Here is an 18,442-nt window from a genome sequence, read left to right as displayed (position 1 = left end):
GAAGAGCATCTGTAAAAGGTGCTCTTTTTATATTTATTGATTATTCTATGAAGATTTAGAATTATGTGATAAAATCAAAAAGGAGAGGATGTGAAGGCTGAATGAACTTGTTCGAAAGTAATATATTTACATTGATATATACTTGTCTAGTAATCGGACTTATCGTTTTGTTTTTCATATCATTTACTTTGTTTATCAAAAAAATATTGCAAAACACCGCTGTAAAAAAACAGCATGTTATCAATATGAATCAGAAGCTAAATCGAATTATTGAATTGCTAGAAACAAATAAGAAATAACGATAGAAGAAGTATGAAAAGGGGAAGAGAATGGCCGATTATATAAAAGAATTACGTGAAAAAGTAGGGCATGATTATGTTTTCTTAAACTTTGCGGGTGGTTGTGTATTTAATAAAGAGGGAGAAGTATTACTGCAAAAAAGAGGAGACTTTAATGCTTGGGGCTTTCCAGGTGGCGCAATGGAGATAGGAGAGTCGGCTGCGGAAACTGCGATTCGAGAAATTAAAGAAGAAACCGGGTATGATGTAGAAATAAATGAGCTTATTGGAGTGTACACGAAATATTTTCAAACATATCCGAATGGTGATCAAGCCCAGTCAATTGTGATATTCTTTAAGTTTTCAATCGTTGGAGGGAGCAAAAAAATAGACGGAAATGAAACGTTAGATTTGAAGTTTTTCCCGTTAGACGAAATGCCGCCATTATTTAATAAGCAACATGAAGATTGCTTACAGGATTTATTAGAGAAAAGAGTAGGTGTATATCGTTAACATATAAAAAAGAAGCTAAATGAGATTAGCTTCTTTTTTGTGTTCTATTTCCACCAATCATCAAACATTGACGCTGGTACTTGTCTTTTATGCTCACTCACTGTGTAACGTTTTTCAATTTTCTCTGCAACGTCAGCTGGAACTGATTTACCTTCTAAATAATCATCTAATTGATCGTAAGTAATGCCTAATTCTGTTTCATCAGCTTGACCTGGTTTTTCATCTAATAAATCAGCTGTTGGCATTTTTAAATAAAGTCGCTCGTCTGCACCTAATTCTTGTAGTAAAGCACGTCCTTGGCGTTTCGTTAATCCCGTTAATGGTAATAAGTCTGCACCACCATCTCCGAATTTTGTAAAGAATCCTGTTACAGCTTCTGCAGCGTGATCAGTTCCGATAACAAGTAATCCTTGTTGTCCGCCGATAGCATATTGTGTAACCATGCGAATACGTGCTTTTACATTACCTTTATTGAAATCTGTTAATGAATCTCCTAATAAGTTTTCGTACTGATTTGAAAAAGCATCAACAGTTGAAGCGATATCAAAAGCAACAGATTGATCAGCTTGAATAAATTGTAATGCTAATTGTGCGTCATCTTCATCCTTTTGTACTTTGTACGGAAGACGTACGGAGATAAACGTTGCGTTTCCACCTTCCTTACGAATTTCTTCAACTGCAAGCTGAGCTAAACGTCCTGCTAATGTAGAGTCTTGTCCGCCGCTAATTCCAAGTACAAATCCTTTTGCACCTGTTTTTCTTACATAATCTTTTAAGAAATCAATTCGTTTACGAATTTCTACTTTCGGATCAATTACAGGTTGAACGTGTAATGCTTTCATAATTTGTTCTTGTAATGTCATTATGTTTTCCTCCTATTCATATTAAAACGGTTAATAAGTTTATATGTATATTGGTACATACTTCTATCCTTTATTATTTCGCAAAACTAACGAATATACAATAGGATGCGTGTATGAATATGAATGTAGTAATTATAAGTAAACTTTTTTGTATAAGCAATTTTTTTAAACCTTTCAATAATGTAAGGTTTTTGTCATTTGAATCGATGGAAGATATTTCCGAACTTTACTAATATAAAAACATAGTTAGTAGAAGGGCGGAGAAGTAGTATGAATATTAGAGAACTCGCATTTCGAAATGTGACACGAAATAGACGGACATACTCGGCTTATTTTTTTAGTAGTGCATTTGCAATTATGGCTTTTTTTGTTTATTCATTTTTTGCATTTCATCCAGCATTAAGTGCAGGGACATTAGGACAATATGTATTTGTAAGTATGTCTTTTGCACAGTCTATTATTTACTTATTTACATTTTTCTTCATTTTATATTCTATGGGAATGTTTTTAAAAACGAGAAAGCGTGAGCTAGGGATATTAATGATGCTTGGAATGACGAAATATCAATTAAAGCGACTTATCTTTTTTGAAAATATCATGATTGGTATCGGGGCAATTATTATAGGTATTCTTTCAGGTATGTTGTTTTCAGGTATATTAATTTTTGTAGCTCCATTGTTATTAAAATTAGATATTTCTTTATCTTATTACATACCGAAATCAGCGATTGCTGTAACGAGTGTTATGTTTTTCGTATTATTTATTATCATTTCATTGTTTAGTGCAGGAATGGTTCGTAAAAATAAAATTATGCAATTGTTTAGAGGATCAGCAGAGGCGAAGCCAGAACCGAAAGCATCTATTATTTCTTCTATATTAGCGGTAGTACTACTGGGCGCAGGGTATGTAGGAGCTCTTATGTCACATGGTGCAATGGTATTTATTATGATGATACCTGTCACAACGGTAGTCATTATTGGTACGTATTTACTGTATAAGCAGTTAAGCGTTTTTATTATTCGATTATGTAAAAAAAGTAAACGTTTCTACTGGACAAGAACAAATATTATTACTTTATCAGATTTAGCATACCGTATGAGAGATAACGCGAGAATGTTCTTTATTGTAACGATTATTTCAACGGTAGCATTTTCAGCAATTGGTACATTGGTTGGATTTGCTTCAATGACGAAAGAAATTATGAACAGACCAATTTCGTTTCACTATCATTCTAAGCAAGGAAATAGTAATGAATCACAGCATCTGAAAATCATTGACGAAGGATTAAAGAAACATAATATAGCAGCTTCAAAAATAAATATTTCATCGAAGAAAACTGAGGAGCAGTCGTTAAGAAGCGCCATTTTTATAAAAGAAGCTGATTATGAGGAATATGCGAAGTTAACTGGAGAACCGTTCAATACATTATCAGGTAAAGAAGCTTTATTTTTATCAGCAGAAATACCAGGACCACCGATAAAAGAAAGAAAAGAAATTTCTTTATCAAATATTAATGAGACTTTAAAAGTGAAAAAAATTAATACTTCTTCACTAAGTAAAATACTTATGGGTAATGTGTATGTGATTTCTAACAATCAATATGATTTATTACAAGATGGATTTACAGAAGTAAAAGATTATATGTATAAAACGAAAGGAACGAAAGATGAAATTGAGATTGGTAAAGAGCTTACGCATCAGCTTAAGCCTTATCAAGAATATTCAACGTTTAGTGCAGAAGAGTACGATCAAAATCAAAGTTTACAAATTGCGGGGCCAATTTTATTTGTAGGTTTCTTTATTGGCATTGTATTTTTCGTTTGTGCAGGAAGTTTTCTATACTTCCGATTATTTTCTGATTTAGAAGATGATGCTCGTTTATTTGAAATGATTCGAAAAGTTGGATTAACAAGAGGAGAATTATCGAAAGTAGTTACAATTCGCTTAGCGCTTTTATTCTTCGTTCCAATTGGGGTTGCAACATTACATGGGGCAGTAGCATTAACGGCATTAGGACAAATGTTTGAGTACTCACTTTTTAAAGAGAATATGGTTGTGTTAAGTATTTTCATAGGTATCCAAGCAATATACTTCATACTTATACGATCTCGTTATTTAAAACAATTGAAAGAAAGATTGAATATTCGTTGAATGTGTTTTTTTAACTTTTGTACTATATTTTCTAAAAAGAGGCAGCCATTACCAAATATATAGTGATAAAATGAAAATAGCGAGGTGAAAAAATTAATAGAGAGTAAGGGGGGAGTAACATGAAAGCAACAGGAATTATTCGAAAAGTAGATGAATTGGGACGGATAGTTATTCCTAAAGAATTACGAGATGTATTAGGAATACAAATTAAATCACCACTTGAAATTTTCGTAGAAGAAGACAAAGTCATCTTACAAAAATATCAACCTTACAATGCTTGTCAAATAACAGGTGATGTTTCAGAACAAAATATTTCATTAGCAAATGGAAACATTACTGTTAGTATAGAAGGAGCAAAACATGTAATAAAAGAAATTGAGCAGTTTTTGGACAAGAGTGAGATTTAGTATTAATTTATATTATTCTTTTGAAAAACTGAAAAGTAAAAGGACCATTTAATAGGTCCTTTTATTTTGTTTATTGAGAAATATTTGAAAGGAAGGAAAATGGAGCGAATAAAACGAATATTAAATCTAAATTAGTGTTCTGAAATGAAAATAATACATTTTCAGGAGGGATTACGATGAACAGTAGTACAGCAAATAAACAAAAAGGTATTAAATTAATTCCGTTTACCGTAAATAAAGTGGTTGAACAAGTAAACGAAATTCCACCAGGCGTACAACTGATTCACGCTCCGGAAGTATGGGAAAAGAGTGTAAAAGGGAAAGACATTGTCGTTGCCGTTTTAGATACAGGTTGTGATATAAATCATATAGATTTAAAGGATCGTATTATTGGTGGAAGAAATTTCACAAAAGATTATGAAGGGGATCAAAATACTTATCTTGATAATAATGGGCATGGTACTCATGTAGCGGGTACAATTGCAGCCACTGAAAATGGAGTAGGTGTTTTAGGTGTAGCACCACTTGCTAAATTGTTAGTATTAAAAGTATTAGCAGGAGACGGTTCTGGAAGTTATGAGCAAATTATTGAGGCGATTCATTATGCAGTGAATTGGAGGGGGCCGAATAAAGAGAAAGTGAGAATTATTTCAATGTCCCTTGGTGGTCCGCAAGATGTACCAGAGTTACATGAAGCTATTCAAAATGCAGTAAAGCAGGACGTACTTGTCGTATGCGCTGCAGGAAATGATGGAGATTGTAATGATGATACTGAAGAATTAGATTTTCCAGGTGCGTATTCTGAAGTAATTGAAGTAGGTGCTGTTAATTTAGAGAGAAAAATTTCATGCTTTAGTAATTCAAATCAAGAAATTGATTTAGTAGCGCCAGGAGATGGAATACTATCTACGTATCCAGAGGGGAAATATGCGGTATTAAGTGGTACTTCAATGGCGACGCCGCATGTCGCTGGGGCGTTAGCACTTCTTATTAAGCAGTGCGAGAGAGAATATGGTAGAAAGCTATCAGAGCCAGAAATATATGCGCAACTTATTAAAAGAACCGTGCCTTTAGGGTATGAGCGTACATCTGAAGGAAATGGATTAATAGATTTGCTAAAAGAATAGGAAATACTAAAAAACATCTCATATTCATATGAGATGTTTTTTAGTATGGTTCTGTCGCATGTAATAAACTGTGTAACCGAGCATTTTAAGTCTTCTTCACGAAATGTTTTGACACAGCTACAATCATTCTTTCTTTCTGAAGTAGAAGCTATGCTGCGTATAATTAAAAAAGAAGAGCTTGATTTACGGGACCAGTCTGTCCAAAATTAGAAAGAATTCATCCATCAATTATTACGTATACGTTGTTCAGTAGCAATATCGAAAAAGTGTGCTTTCGCTAAACTAAAAGCTAATTGAAGTGTATCGTTAGTTTTAATCTCGGAACGGGCGTTAATTCGCGCAATAAAGTTTTGATTCGAAAGTTTTCCATGAATCATCGTTTCAGCACCTAATAATTCAGCAACTTCTACTGTAATTTCGACAGTGGATTCAGGAGAAGATTGAAGAACAATTGGTTCATCATGAATGTCTTCAGGACGAATACCGAGTATGATTGCTTTTCCATTATACCCCTGTTTGTTTAATGTTTTTAGTAGACCATCTGGTACTTTGAAGCGAATATTTTCGATATGAAAATATTTATCTTGTAAAGTTCCAGTAAAGAAATTCATAGCTGGAGAACCAATGAATCCGCCAACAAAAATGTTTTCAGGATTATCATATACTTCTTTTGGAGTCCCCACTTGCTGAATGAGCCCATCTTTCATAACAACCAGGCGTGATGCCATTGTCATTGCTTCTGTTTGATCATGTGTCACATATATAGTGGTCGTATTTAAACGACGATGCAGTTTAGAGATTTCTGAACGCATACTTACGCGTAATTTTGCGTCTAAATTCGATAGAGGTTCGTCCATTAAAAATACTTTTGCATCACGGACGATAGCTCTTCCTAGTGCAACTCGTTGGCGTTGTCCACCTGATAATGCCTTTGGTTTTCGTTTTAAGTAATCTTCAAGCCCTAAGATTTTCGCCGTCTCCGTTACTCGGCGATTGATTTCCTCTTTTGGAAGTTTGCGTAGTTTCAAGCCAAACGCGATATTATCATAAACAGTCATATGCGGATATAGTGCGTAATTTTGAAATACCATCGCAATATTGCGATCTTTTGGAGCGACATTATTCATACGCTCTCCATCAATATAAAGCGAACCATCGGAAATGTCTTCTAGACCTGCAATCATACGTAGAGTGGTTGATTTTCCACATCCAGAAGGACCGACAAATACGATAAACTCTTTATCTTCAATATGTAAATTAAAGTCAGAAACAGCAGTGGTCTTATTATCATAAACTTTAAAAATATGATCTAATACAAGTTCTGTCATGATTACTCACTCCTCTTTATAATTAATTGAATTATAAGATTATTTAAGGCGTAGGTAAATTGGCAGGGTGCACAAAAGAATGAGAGGTTTTTATGCAGGTTTACGAAATATCCAATGAAAGAAAAGCCATATAAACTGTTACTGCACCTTCAAAAGTTTTTATATTAATTCCTGTCTTTTCAATGAATTTATCAATTCGATATTGTAAAGTATTACGATGTAAATATAATTGTTTAGCTGCAAGTGATACATTTAAATTACATTGGAAGAATACTTTAACACTATCTATTAGTTCCTTGTTATTAGAAATGTGTGCTAATAATTGATTCGTGTATTTTTCTCTTTCTTCTTTCGGTAATGAGATCATTAATTGATAAGGGAGTAGTTGTTCAATGTGTATAATTTTTTGCGATAAATAGGGAGAAAGAACAGAAAATAAATTTCGCTCCCATTGATATAGTCGAGCAATTTCATTTGTTTGTGTATAGTGTCTTCCCATAAAAAAGGATAGAGATATAAAAAAATCTGTTTCTAGTGTATCAAGGGCTGCTTGCAATACAGACTCCGGTACATTTTCTTCTAGGATGAGGGTGCCAGTTTGCGAAGTTTCCCATATTGTTGTAGTGGTGACAGGAAACATAGACTGTAAAGCGTATTGAAATTCTTCTCTTTCTACTATAGTGCGCGTTGTGAAGAAATGTAAAAAACGAACCGATACTATAGGGATGTTCTTATTTTTATATAATACTTCATACCATGATTTTTCTTTTTCTGTTTCATAAAATGTATCAGTATGAATAGGTGTTAAGATAGATGAAAGCAATAGATGTTCCTTTTTATGTAATCGAGTTTTTCGAATCCCTACTTTATGTTCTTCAACTAAAAACCAGCTATAATCCTCAGACAACACGGCTTCATTAATCTTTATATCTTTCCCATAATATGATTTTAATTTTTGAATCATAGGAACACGCCCTTTCATATGAATTAGGCTTCATTTTTCGCTATTCGTAGGACAAGGTAAACTAAAAACTTGAGGGGAGGATTTCTTTATCTTATATTAATGATTAATCTTCATCAATCCGATTTTAATAGAAAGAATATATTTTATAAAAAAATGTTTCTTTGCTTATTAATAAAACCATATAAACCATTACGGTCCACTTTTACTAAAGCTAATCCTTCACTGAACCCAGATATACTATGAAAACGCGAACAGTTTAAAACATATTCTCCATTAGTATCGATAAAATATCTTTCAGTAATTTGCGTAAAATCGCTTCTAAAAACCAGATCCATTAAAGTTCTTGTCTCGAGTAAACACTCATTATTTTTATTAACTCCTTTGATGGCACTCACTACCCCAATAGCAATGAGATTAATTCAATTATAGTTGAAGAGGCTGAATGTTTCTTCAGTAAATTTTTGTTTTTAGTTTACTGAATTAATTGATTTATTCACTGGGCTTTTTTCGCTCTTTTTATCGTAATAAAAAATGAGTGAATGTTAATAGTTATTAAAATCTTCGGATCCTTGAATTTCAATATGGGTGAATAGTGGTAAAAATAAATTGAAAATTACAAAAATAACATTGCACTTATTTTTTGCCCCTGATATATTATATTTAAGTGAAAATTCACTAAATTATTAATTTTATTTACTAAAAAAGAAAAAGAGGTAATCATATTGGTAACATTAAATGAAATTGCCAAAAAGGCACAGATATCAAAAACAACTGTATCAAGAGTGTTAAATGAGGATCAAACTTTATCCGTTACAGAAGAGACTCGGAAAAAAATTCTTCAGGCTGCAGAAGAGTTAGATTACATACCTAAAAAGCAACGAAATATAGGAAAAAAAATTACCAATCCTAAGCAGTACGGAAAAATTGGGCTTTTGATGTATCTTTCTCAGGAATCGGAATTTGATGATCCGTATTTTTTGGCCATTCGTAATGGAATTGAAAAGAGGATGATTGAATTGGGAATTGAACTATCGAAAGTGTTGAGACCTCCTTTCAATAAAAAGGATTTAGAAGGATTGGATGGATTAATAATAGTAGGAGTCATAGGTCAAGAAGAGGTGGAAAATCAAGTAAAGCAAGTACAACATTTAGTGTTTGTCGATGTATCTCCTGACGAACAACTATATGATTCAGTGGTGATAGATTGTGAAAAAGCTACTGAAAAGGTTATTCAATACTTATTGGATTTAGGACACAAAAAAATCGGTTATATTGGTGGTCAATCATATACCATTGGTGGATTATCTGGAAAATTAGAGATTCATGATGTACGAAAAAAAACATATGAAAAAATGCTAACGAAACAGGGATTATATAACCCGGAATATACTTATATTGGAAAATGGACAACGAAAGATGGCTTAACGCTAATGGAGGAAGCGATCCATTCAGGGAATCTCCCTACCGCCTTTTTCATTGGAAGTGACCCTATGGCCATTGGTGCTTTGAAAGCTTTAACGGATTCAGGATTAAAAGTTCCTGATGATATCGCAATCTTTGGATTTGATGGGATTGAATTATGCGAATTTGTTACTCCTCCATTATCCACTGTAAAAGTTCATACCGAGGAGATGGGGAAAGTAGCAGTAAATCTTCTAGTTGAACGCATTGATGGGAGAACACTGCCATTAAAAGTGGTGGTTCCGACTAGTTTGATTATTAGAAAAAGTTGTGGAGGTGAGGGGATTTAAAAAAATTTAAGAAAAAATGAAAACGCATTCTTAAATTTAGGTCTAAAGATTGTTTTACAAAAGACAAAATTGATCTTCAAAAAATGATAGGGGGATTTATGTTGAAAAAAAGAATATCGTTATTATTAATTGTAGCTATTTCTTTGGCAATGGTGCTTTCTGCTTGCGTGAACAGTGAGAAATCTTCTAGTCAAGGTAAAAGTGGGGAGAAAGTATTACGCTTTGCTACATGGGATACTGGAGAGAGTCTCAAATACCAACAAGATATTGCGAAAAAGTTTGAAAAGGCGAATCCAGGAGTGAAAGTGCAAGTTGAAGCATATGCTGACGGGTTTGAGGATAAGCTGGCTGCTTCTTTCGGAGCAAAAAATCCCCCTGATGTCATGTATATGTGGAAATATCCAGATTACTATAAATCTCTGGAGCCACTTGATGACTACGTAAATAAAGACACTAGTTTTAAAAATACTTTTGATGATTTTTATACAAATATTAAAAACTATCACAAATTTAAAGATACTACCTATGGATTTCCAGTTGGTTTTACCACTCGCGTCATTTACTACAATAAAAAACTTTTCCAAGAAGCAGGGGTACCTCTTCCGACTTCTGGTTGGACTTGGGAGCAGTTCAGTGATGCAGCGAAAAAGTTATCCAATCCTGAAAAGAAACAATATGGGTTTGTTCTCTCTTCCAAAAATAATTCATATGCATTCCAAGAATATGTATGGAGTAATGGGAGTAGTTTCATTAGTCCTGATGGCAAAAAGGTAGATGGATATATGAATAGTTCAAAAACACAAGAAATCCTTAAAGACTTTAAACATATGATTGATGAAAATAGTGCTATTGTGTCTGATAAAGTCACTGAAAGTTTCAAATCAGGGAAAATCGCTATGATCGAGAACGGCATTTGGCCTTTAGAAGATTTTAAAAAGGCTGGCATGGATTTTGGAACTGCAGAAATTCCGTCCTTTCATGGACAACCTTCAAAGGGTGTTATCCATTCTGCAGGAATTGCAATGGCCAAAGACTCTAAAGAAAAAGACATAGCTTGGAAATTTATCAAATACTTTGTATCAGCAGAAGCAGCAAAAATGAGAAAGACTGATATGCCAGTACTTAAGAGTGTGGTTTCCGAACAAAGTCATAAAAATGATCAGTTATTAAGTACATTCTATTCTATGCTTGAAAGATCATCAGATACTCCAGGCTTTTTACTTACAAACAAATGGACAGAAGTTGACAAAAAACTAGATTATGCAATTAGCAGTGTATTATTAGGGCAAAATTCAGCAGATAAAGCCTTGAATGAAGCGGTTAAATTAACAGAGCCTGCATTGGAAAAATAGTTTAAGAGAAAGAAGGGGATCATTTCATGAGTATAAAAACTGAAAATAAAATAACTCAAACGGTTCCCGAACGACCCATATCCATTCTATCAAAGATTAGATGGGGAGACCTTACTCCCTTTCTATTCATTTCTCCTTGGATCATAGGTTTCTTATGTTTTACGTTCGGACCTTTGATTTTTTCTCTTATCATAAGCTTTTTTGATTGGCCTATTGTTGGAACCCCAACATTTATTGGTTTCAAAAATTATGTTGATATGTTTACAAATGATCCAGTTTTTTGGCAATCTTTAGGAGTTACCTTTAAGTTTGCTGCTATTTTAGTACCGTTAAACATCGGTATTGCTCTCCTGCTAGCTATATTATTAAATCAAAAAGTAAAATGGCTTTCAGGCTATAGAACGATATTCTATCTTCCGACGGTTGTTTCGGGAGTAGCCCTTTCAATGATTTGGTCATGGATGTACGATGGAGAATACGGTTTACTAAACTATCTACTATCATTAATAGGCATTAATGGACCAAACTGGCTAAATGATCCAACCTGGTCACTTTTTGCCATCGTGTTTGCAGGTATTTGGGGGCAAGGGACTATGATGCTGATATTCTTAGCCGGTTTAAAAAATATACCGAAAGACCTATATGAAGCTGCAGATATAGATGGTGCAAGTAAATGGCAAAAGTTCAGTAAAATAACACTTCCGATGCTGAGTCCAACCATTCTGTTTAATGTCATTACTGCTATCATTTCAGCATTTCAACAGTTAACACTCGCGCTTGTTCTAACAGGTGGAGGGCCTTTAAGAAAGACGTATTTCTATGCGATGTATGTTTATGAAAATGCTTTCAAGTATTTTAAAATGGGTTATGCATCCGCAAATGCTTGGTTTATGTTCTTAATTATTTTGGCTCTGACATTACTGGTTTTCAAATCGTCTAATACTTGGGTTTACTATGAAAATGAAATGAAAAAGAAACAAAAATAGGAAAGGAGGAATATGATGATTACGAGAAGTATAACAACGAAGGTTATTGTACATACAATACTGATTATTTTTTGTTTATTTTTTATCGCACCATTTCTTTGGATGTTCATTACAGCTGTAAAAACCCCTGCTGAGACATTTGTTTTTCCCCCGAAACTAATTCCGTCTCAGTTTGAATTTAGTAATTTTTATAAAGCCTGGACTGTTTTACCTTTTACAACATTTCTGACAAATTCTTTGATTGTTACAGGATTAGGCATCATCGGACAACTATTATCATCTTCTTTAGTAGCTTATGGATTTGCCAGATTCAATTTTAAAGGAAGGGACATTCTTTTTCTAATTTTACTAGCAGGAATGATGATTCCCTGGGATGTAACTGCAATTCCCTTATATATGGAATTTAATCAGTTGGGCTGGATTAATACTTTAAAACCACTGATTGTTCCTAACTTTTTTGGATCACCCTATTTCATTTTTTTACTTCGCCAATTTTTATTAGGAGTTCCGAAAGAAATGGAAGAAGCAGCGATCATAGACGGGGCGAACCATTTTCAAATTTTTTCTCGGATATTCATTCCGTTAATGGCTCCAGTATTGGTGGTTGTTGGTGTGTTTCAAATGTTAGGCTCATGGAATGATTATTTAGGACCATTAATTTTTCTGAACGATCAAACTAAATACACTTTAACGTTGGGACTCATGCAATTCAAAGGGATGTTTGGAGTTGATATGACTTCTATCATGGCTTCGACTCTATTAATTTGTATTCCTCCCATTGTAGTATTTTTTATAGCACAGCGCTTTATCCTGGATGGCGTTCAAAATACAGGTATCAAATAATGTTTATTTCCTACCTGATCAAGGAAGACAGAAAGGAGGAAGTGGGCCGTGATCGCAAGGATTTATCATTTATTAGAATGGATTATGAAATTGTTATGTCTTAATTTATTGTGGATTGGATTTACATTGATTGGTTTTGGGGTGTTTGGATTATTCCCATCGACGGTTGCTATGTTCCAATTAATAATGGATTTGATCAACAAAAAGGATACAAAAATGGTAGCAACTTTTTGGAATTCCTATCAATCTAATTTTAAAAAATCGAACAAAATGGGTTTTGTCATCGTTTTAATAGGATCGATACTTATGACGGATCTTTATTTTTTTCAAATGTATGACACCTTGGTAAGTAGGGTTCTTTCCCTTATGAGTTTGTCAATGCTTTTATTTTATGTAGTGAATTTACTCTATATTATTCAGACATTTAATCATTTTGAAGTAAAAACATTTCATTATTTTAAATATGCCACATTAATAGGCATAGCAAATCCGATAAAAACGATCATGATCATCATCACTCTCATTCTGATGTCACTTCTTTTTTTTATATATCCAGGTCTATTATTCATGTTTGGTGGTAGTGGTATTGCACTAGTCATCGTATTGTTTACAAAAAATATTTTTGCTCGCTTAAAAGGTGTAGCTCTATAATTCAATATTCTAAAAAAGAAAAAGAGGAGGAGAGGCTATGATCACACAAAAGGTAAACATTGAGGCCATTCATGAAGAGAGTGTCAAAGTCAAAATTGACCAAAGAGAAGAAAATGGAGTTTTATTTGTTCATATCCATATAGGATCAGAACAACCCATTCAATTCCCAAAAGTTAATTTAGTTTGGCATCACCCAATTGTTGATATTCAATCATATTGGCATCCAGGATCCTCCCGTAGTAAAAGTTTCGGTGTGGATTGGGATGGAGGTTTTTCTTCTAAAGCAACAGTATTAGCCCCGGTTGGCTGTTTCTATAATCAAGAAGGACAAAACAGGCTGGCTGTAGCATATTCCAATGCGATGGATACTGTTAATTTTAATTTGGGCGTCCACGAAGAAACTGGAACGATGAAAGCGCAAATCACATTATTTACAGAGCCATCCAAAGTTCAATCATCCTATGATGGAGTGATTCGAGTCGATATGAGGGATATTCCTTATTATCAAGCAATCCAAGATATTTCCGTGTGGTATGAGGAAATGGATGGATATGGGCCATCCTTTGTTCCAGAAACTGCGAAGCTTCCTATGTATTCGACATGGTATAGCTTCCATCAGGACATATCTGATGATGAAATCGAGAAACAATGTGAGATTGCGAAACAGTTAGGTTGTGGGGCTGTTATCGTTGACGATGGCTGGCAGACAGAAGATGATCATCGTGGTTATGCTTATTGTGGAGATTGGGAAGTGTCTCCTAAAAGAATCGTGGGCATGAGGGAACATGTTGAGAGAGTACATGATTTGGGGATGAAATATTTATTGTGGTATAGTGTACCATTTGTGGGAATCTATTCAAAGACATGGGAGCGATTCCGAAGTAAAATTTTATATTTCAGTGATAATCTCCAGGCAGGAGTTTTGGATCCACGTTACCCAGAAGTCAGGGAATATTTGATATCTACTTACGAAAAAGCTCTGAAAGAGTGGGATCTAGACGGATTTAAATTTGATTTTATTGATTTATTTGATTTAAATCGAGCGAAGGGACAAGCAATTCAATTTGATCCAGAACGGGATTATGAATCCGTACAGGAAGCGGTGGATCGTCTATTTACTGATATTATGGAAAGTTTAAAATTAATTAAGCCATCCATTATGGTTGAATTCAGACAAAGATATATCGGACCTTATATGAGGAAATATGGAAATATTTTCAGGGTAGGAGATTGCCCGAATGATGCAATTACAAACCGTGTTGGTATTATGGATCTACGCTTGCTATCAGGAAACACTGCTGTTCATTCCGATATGATTATGTGGAGTCCAGAAGATACGACTGAAAATGCGGCACTGCAATTAATCAATGTTATTTTTGGTGTACCACAATTTTCCATGCGTTTTGAAAAATTAAATAAAGATCATTTTGAAATGGCAAAGTTTTGGCTAGGGTTTTCGAAAAAATACCAAGACGTATTATTAAATGGTGATTTAAAGCCTACTGCACCGGAATTACTTTATCCGATAGTAGAAACTGTGAATGACTCGACCAGACTAATCGCCATTTACGCAGATGTTTGTATTAAGACTGGTACCAATATTCCCGAGGAATTTATTATTGTAAATGGCACTTTAAACGAGGAGTTCATCCTAGATTTAGAAACAAATCTTGTCAATATAACAATTGAGACATACAGCTGCACTGGCAAATTAATCCGAAAACATAAAACCGATCTATCCAAAGGGTTACATAGGGTGGAGACAGAGAAATCTGGAGTTCTAATTTTTAGAAAAGCCTAAATTTAAAGGAGACGAAGAAGGGATATCGGCGTTTAAACGTTTTATACAGACTTTAAATTAGGGATGGACCTGGTAATTATGGTGATTACATATGACCTAATTATATGATAGGGGAGCTAATAATATGGGGAAATGCGAGCATAAGCAACTACAGGAATTGAAACAGGTGGGAGGTCCTATATTAATGATGTGTATAAAATGTAATCAAATTCTTAAAGTATCAAAGGGTTCAGTACAAAAATAAAATAAAAAAGAATTGAGCACATGGTTTTGTAGCTAATTTATAGTACCCGGCTGTATATAGTAAGTATGATGGAACATCCGCGGGCAGTAACAGTGCAGGAAATAGATGATTTAGCAATGGAGCAATTAGATTTAATAATGCCGAGTGGTGAGAATACAATTGGTGCTGTACTCAAGTATAAAGCGGCTGTAGAAAGTTAGGAGATCCACTGCCGGTAAAAGCCCGGTTAATGAGGGCTAACAATCGGTGAAGGATGAACAAAACCCCCGCTGATTAAAGTTTCACTGTATAAAAAGCATAGGAAATACTAAAAAACATCTCATATTCATATGAGATGTTTTTTAGTAGGGTTCTGTCGCGTTTAGTACGACATTTAATAAACCGGGAAATCTAGCATTTAAGTCTTCTTCTCGAATTGAAATAAAACGTTGTGTACCTTCAAGACGTGTATACATCACACCTGATTCACGTAAAACTTTGAAATGGTGAGATAAAGTCGATTTTGCAATTGGAATGTTTAACGCACCACAAGATTGTTCGTTTTTCTCTAGTAACATATTTACAATTTGTAAGCGGATTTGATCGCTAAGTGCATATAGGACAGAGGAAAATTGAATTTCCTCACGATTAGGATGATATAGTGTTCGCATCATTTCACCTACTTGTATAAGTTGTTCTAGTTGCACTATAACATATAAAGTGCTATATTTCTATTGTTCGAATATAATCGAACAATAGAAATATAGGGGGAGAAAAAATGAAGTATACGAATTTACAAAAGGCAGGATTAAATATTTCACAATTGGGTTTAGGAACAAATGCAGTAGGGGGACATAATTTATATGCAAATGTGAATGAAGAAGAAGGAAAACAAATGATTGAAGAGGCAATTCAACAAGGAATTACATTTTTTGATACAGCGGACTCATATGGTTTTGGTAGATCAGAAGAATTAGTAGGAGAGGTTTTAAAAGGAAAGCGTCATGAATATGTACTCGCTACAAAAGGTGGAATACAGCCGTTATTAAATGGAGAGGTTTATATTAATAATGAGCCAAGCTATTTAAGAAACGCTGTGGAGAATAGTTTAAGAAGATTACAGACAGAGTATATTGATTTATATTATTTACATTTTACAAACTCTGAAACAAGTTACATAGATTCAATTGGAGAGCTTATCCGATTAAAAGAAGAGGGGAAAATTCGTTCAATTGGGATATCAAATGTAAATGTAGAACAATTAAAAGAAGCGAATCAATATGGAGATATAGATGTTGTACAATCGCCTTACAATATGCTAGATCGTACTGCGGAAGAAGAACTTTTACCGTATTGTATTGAAGCGGGTATTTCATTTATTCCATATGGGCCACTTGCTTTTGGAATATTAGGTGGTAAATATACAGAAAATTTTAAAATGAATGAAAAGGATTGGCGCAATGGCGTAAATCTTTTTGAGGAAAATACATATAAGAAAAACTTTAAGAAAATTGAAAAGTTAAAAGGTTTAGCTAAAGAAAATAATATAGCAATGTCTCATTTAGCATTAGCATGGCTATTAAATAAACCAGGAATCGATGCTGTTATTCCTGGTGGAAAGCGTGCAGAACAAATAAGAGAAAGTGTAAAAACAGTGGACGTTTCATTGAATGAGAAGGATATGAAAAAAATTGAATCTATATTAGAGGATAGATAGGAAAGAGGGATATCACCCTCTTTCCATATATAAGGAGATGGCATAAATGAAAAGAGTACTAGGTGTATTCTTTACAATAATGTTTATGATTGGTACTGATACATTTTTGATTTCACCACTTTTGCCAACATTACAACAGGTGTATCATGTTTCAACGGAGTTTTCAGGATGGATGGTGAGTTCATATGCTTTAGGATACGCTGGATTTGCGCTTATCGCTGGTCCTATATCAGATGGATTAAACAGAAAAAAAGTAATGATATTAGGTATGACCTTTTTCGCAATTAGTACGTTTTTGTGTGGAATTGCACCTAGTTTTTTATGGATGCTGATTTTTCGGTTTTTAGCAGGTGTAAGTGCAGCGTTTGTATCCCCGCAAGTGTGGGCATCTATTCCATTCCTAATAGAGAAGAAGCAGATTGTGAAAGCAATTGGGATTGCAACAGCGGGGTTATCAGTTGCTCAAATTCTTGGACTACCAATTGGGGCCTATTTAGCAACGATACATTATACAACACCATTCTTTGTCATTGGCATCCTTTCAGCATTACTCGTTATTTTTATTGGTGTTTTTATACCAGAAATAAAGCCTGTTCAAACAGAGGATAATAAACAATCAATCTTACAGCGCTATAAACAATTACTTAGAGATTCAAAGGTTTCACTCTCTTATTTTGCATATTTTATTTTTCAGACTGGTAATTTCGCAGCATTCTCTTTCTTTGGGGTTTGGCTTGCAGTTCAATTTGGCTTGTACGTAAATGAAATAGGTACAGCTATGCTCGTACTAGGATTAGGGAATTTAACAGGTAATATTTTGGGGTCTAGAATCTTGAATAAAATCGGCTTTAGCATGTCTTTCTATGGTGGAATTGTATTTACAGCACTTCTATATGTATTACTGCCACACTTAAATAACATAATTTTTGTTGAATTATTCTTTTTCGTTTTATTTTTTGTAACAGGTATATTATTTGTATTAATGATGCGACGTTTACAAAACTTGTCGAGTACAGCAAGGGGAACAGGTGCAGCACTTGCGAATGCCTCTATGTATATTGGACAAATGATTGGAGCGGTAGTAGCTGGTGGATTATTTACTGTTTCCCATAATTTTATGTTTATAGGATGTTTTACGGCACTATTATATATAATCTCTTTACTTTTGTTTAGGAAAAGTGAAAAACTTTCTGTAAAAAATGAGAAGGGAATTGCATCATAGAAGCGTTATAAAGAAAAAGCACTGTTTTAGTTATGTACTAAAACAGTGCTTTTCGTTTAGATTGAACTGTTGCTGCGTTTTCATCATGTATTCCTGCTTCTTCAATAATTCGCTTTTTTACTTTATTTAATAGATGGTCTACTGCTTCACCAAAATAGTTAGCTTCATTTTTTGTGCGGGCTTCTCGTAAACATTTATAGTTTTCTAGCAGTTCCTCTTTTTCGGAGTTTGTTAAGAAATCTTCTATTTTCTTTTTTGTCATACG

General features: G+C 34.0%; 20 protein-coding genes. 14 read left to right on the top strand and 6 right to left on the bottom strand.

Annotated elements, in window-relative coordinates; all coding sequences use genetic code 11:
* Positions 1–101 precede the first annotated feature (101 nt).
* Together VK90_RS10940 and VK90_RS10935 are read left to right on the top strand one after the other, a co-directional pair.
* Positions 102–299 (top strand): DUF4083 domain-containing protein, encoded by a 198-nt coding sequence (locus tag VK90_RS10940; RefSeq protein ID WP_048372710.1) that lies wholly within the window; start codon positions 102–104, stop codon positions 297–299.
* Positions 300–329: 30 nt separating this feature from the next.
* Entirely contained in the window at positions 330–791 is a 462-nt protein-coding gene (locus VK90_RS10935; protein WP_002171487.1) for an NUDIX hydrolase, read from the top strand.
* A gap of 44 nt (positions 792–835) precedes the next feature.
* On the opposite strand, the gene nadE is transcribed toward VK90_RS10935, so the two are convergent.
* On the bottom strand, positions 836–1,654 hold the full coding sequence (gene nadE, locus VK90_RS10930) for an ammonia-dependent NAD(+) synthetase (protein WP_002171488.1): 819 nt from the start codon (positions 1,652–1,654) through the stop codon (positions 836–838).
* Between the two features lie 270 nt (positions 1,655–1,924).
* Here nadE and VK90_RS10925 point away from each other — a divergent pair, with 270 nt between their 5' ends.
* From VK90_RS10925 to VK90_RS10915, 3 genes are all read left to right on the top strand, one after another.
* Positions 1,925–3,805 (top strand): FtsX-like permease family protein, encoded by a 1,881-nt coding sequence (locus tag VK90_RS10925; RefSeq protein ID WP_048372707.1) that lies wholly within the window; start codon positions 1,925–1,927, stop codon positions 3,803–3,805.
* A 119-nt stretch (positions 3,806–3,924) separates the two neighbouring features.
* A complete protein-coding gene (locus VK90_RS10920; RefSeq protein WP_048372706.1) occupies positions 3,925–4,212 on the top strand; it encodes an AbrB/MazE/SpoVT family DNA-binding domain-containing protein in 288 nt (95 codons plus the stop codon).
* A gap of 176 nt (positions 4,213–4,388) precedes the next feature.
* Positions 4,389–5,339, top strand: a complete 951-nt coding sequence (locus VK90_RS10915) for a serine protease (RefSeq protein WP_048372703.1) — start codon at positions 4,389–4,391, stop codon at positions 5,337–5,339.
* A gap of 224 nt (positions 5,340–5,563) precedes the next feature.
* On the opposite strand, the gene VK90_RS10910 is transcribed toward VK90_RS10915, so the two are convergent.
* The 3 genes from VK90_RS10910 to VK90_RS31405 form a co-directional block, all read right to left on the bottom strand.
* Positions 5,564–6,667 carry an ABC transporter ATP-binding protein gene (locus tag VK90_RS10910; RefSeq protein ID WP_048372701.1) on the bottom strand — a complete coding sequence of 368 codons (1,104 nt, stop codon included), beginning with the start codon at positions 6,665–6,667 and terminating at the stop codon, positions 5,564–5,566.
* Between the two features lie 100 nt (positions 6,668–6,767).
* A complete protein-coding gene (locus VK90_RS10905; protein WP_048372699.1) occupies positions 6,768–7,631 on the bottom strand; it encodes a PucR family transcriptional regulator in 864 nt (287 codons plus the stop codon).
* Between the two features lie 143 nt (positions 7,632–7,774).
* The gene (locus tag VK90_RS31405; RefSeq protein ID WP_442853650.1) at positions 7,775–7,966 is read right to left on the bottom strand and encodes a WG repeat-containing protein; all 192 of its coding nucleotides are present in this window, start codon (positions 7,964–7,966) and stop codon (positions 7,775–7,777) included.
* A gap of 387 nt (positions 7,967–8,353) precedes the next feature.
* Here VK90_RS31405 and VK90_RS10900 point away from each other — a divergent pair, with 387 nt between their 5' ends.
* The 7 genes from VK90_RS10900 to VK90_RS31080 all read left to right on the top strand — a co-directional run bounded on the left by VK90_RS10900 (position 8,354) and on the right by VK90_RS31080 (position 15,459).
* On the top strand, positions 8,354–9,382 hold the full coding sequence (locus VK90_RS10900; RefSeq protein WP_048372697.1) for a LacI family DNA-binding transcriptional regulator: 1,029 nt from the start codon (positions 8,354–8,356) through the stop codon (positions 9,380–9,382).
* A 101-nt stretch (positions 9,383–9,483) separates the two neighbouring features.
* Positions 9,484–10,734, top strand: coding sequence for an ABC transporter substrate-binding protein (locus tag VK90_RS10895; protein ID WP_048372696.1), 1,251 nt, complete (start codon positions 9,484–9,486; stop codon positions 10,732–10,734).
* Positions 10,735–10,760: 26 nt separating this feature from the next.
* Positions 10,761–11,720 (top strand): carbohydrate ABC transporter permease, encoded by a 960-nt coding sequence (locus tag VK90_RS10890; RefSeq protein ID WP_082147873.1) that lies wholly within the window; start codon positions 10,761–10,763, stop codon positions 11,718–11,720.
* A gap of 15 nt (positions 11,721–11,735) precedes the next feature.
* Positions 11,736–12,563, top strand: a complete 828-nt coding sequence (locus VK90_RS10885) for a carbohydrate ABC transporter permease (RefSeq protein WP_048372694.1) — start codon at positions 11,736–11,738, stop codon at positions 12,561–12,563.
* A 48-nt stretch (positions 12,564–12,611) separates the two neighbouring features.
* The gene (locus tag VK90_RS10880) at positions 12,612–13,214 is read left to right on the top strand and encodes a YesL family protein (protein WP_048372692.1); all 603 of its coding nucleotides are present in this window, start codon (positions 12,612–12,614) and stop codon (positions 13,212–13,214) included.
* A 37-nt stretch (positions 13,215–13,251) separates the two neighbouring features.
* Entirely contained in the window at positions 13,252–15,015 is a 1,764-nt protein-coding gene (locus VK90_RS10875; RefSeq protein ID WP_048372691.1) for a glycoside hydrolase family 36 protein, read from the top strand.
* Between the two features lie 309 nt (positions 15,016–15,324).
* On the top strand, positions 15,325–15,459 hold the full coding sequence (locus VK90_RS31080) for a hypothetical protein (protein ID WP_255300207.1): 135 nt from the start codon (positions 15,325–15,327) through the stop codon (positions 15,457–15,459).
* A gap of 141 nt (positions 15,460–15,600) precedes the next feature.
* Here VK90_RS31080 and VK90_RS10870 read toward each other — a convergent pair whose 3' ends face one another.
* Positions 15,601–15,909, bottom strand: coding sequence for an ArsR/SmtB family transcription factor (locus VK90_RS10870; RefSeq protein ID WP_025149967.1), 309 nt, complete (start codon positions 15,907–15,909; stop codon positions 15,601–15,603).
* Positions 15,910–16,016: 107 nt separating this feature from the next.
* On the opposite strand from VK90_RS10870, the gene VK90_RS10865 reads away from it, so the two are divergent.
* Positions 16,017–16,955 (top strand): aldo/keto reductase, encoded by a 939-nt coding sequence (locus VK90_RS10865; RefSeq protein WP_048372688.1) that lies wholly within the window; start codon positions 16,017–16,019, stop codon positions 16,953–16,955.
* A gap of 46 nt (positions 16,956–17,001) precedes the next feature.
* Positions 17,002–18,177 (top strand): MFS transporter, encoded by a 1,176-nt coding sequence (locus VK90_RS10860; protein ID WP_048372686.1) that lies wholly within the window; start codon positions 17,002–17,004, stop codon positions 18,175–18,177.
* Positions 18,178–18,214: 37 nt separating this feature from the next.
* Here the strand turns inward: VK90_RS10860 and VK90_RS10855 are convergent, their stop codons facing one another.
* Positions 18,215–18,439 (bottom strand): hypothetical protein, encoded by a 225-nt coding sequence (locus VK90_RS10855; protein ID WP_048372684.1) that lies wholly within the window; start codon positions 18,437–18,439, stop codon positions 18,215–18,217.
* Between the last annotated feature and the right edge of the window lie 3 nt (positions 18,440–18,442).

Origin of the sequence: Bacillus sp. LK2 (genome assembly GCF_001043575.1) — a bacterium.
GTDB classification, from domain to species: domain Bacteria; phylum Bacillota; class Bacilli; order Bacillales; family Bacillaceae_G; genus Bacillus_A; species Bacillus_A paramycoides.
This window is presented reverse-complemented; position numbering and strand designations above follow the sequence as displayed.